This window comes from Psychrobacter piscatorii (assembly GCF_904846415.1).
GTDB lineage: Bacteria > Pseudomonadota > Gammaproteobacteria > Pseudomonadales > Moraxellaceae > Psychrobacter > Psychrobacter piscatorii.
In genome coordinates this window covers 1-501 of sequence record NZ_CAJHAR010000120.1, presented here as the reverse complement: position 1 = coordinate 501, position 501 = coordinate 1, and the positions used below count along the sequence as shown (strand labels likewise).

Here is a 501-nt window from a genome sequence, read left to right as displayed (position 1 = left end):
ATATAATCCTATAAAAAAAATGATGAAGTGTCTGGTCATAAAAAAGTGGATTTGCGACCAATCCACTAATACGTGATGATAGCTAATATTATCGTTACGAATAAAACTCGCAATGTCTAAGCTTAGCCATTTGCTTATAGCAGCGCTCGCTATGATAATTACTATAACGATGGTTGCTGTTAAGCATGATCAGCACTTTTGATAGTGCTAGCCTAATAAAAACAACGAAAAGGTCAGCACAGGCGCGCATTATACGTGATTCTGTAGCAATAATAAAGACCTACGCAAAGCGCCTACACAAAACAAAGCGCCAAGTAAGGATACTTGACGCTCTGTTTTTTAATTATTTAAGATGTCTTACTACAGTCATTGCTACTAAAAATTACCGCAATAGCTGTTTAAAAGGCAGTTGTATCAAATTAGGCGTCAAACATCGCGCTAATAGATTCTTCGTTATTGATACGGCGTAAGCTTTCAGCCAGCATCGGTGCAATACTTACC

Annotated in this window: 1 protein-coding gene; it reads right to left on the bottom strand. The window is 37.5% G+C overall.

Annotated features, from left to right (window positions below):
• Nucleotides 1-419: 419 nt before the first annotated feature.
• A partial coding sequence (locus JMX83_RS15305; protein WP_227675887.1) for a hypothetical protein occupies nt 420-501 on the bottom strand: 82 nt, incomplete at its 5' end.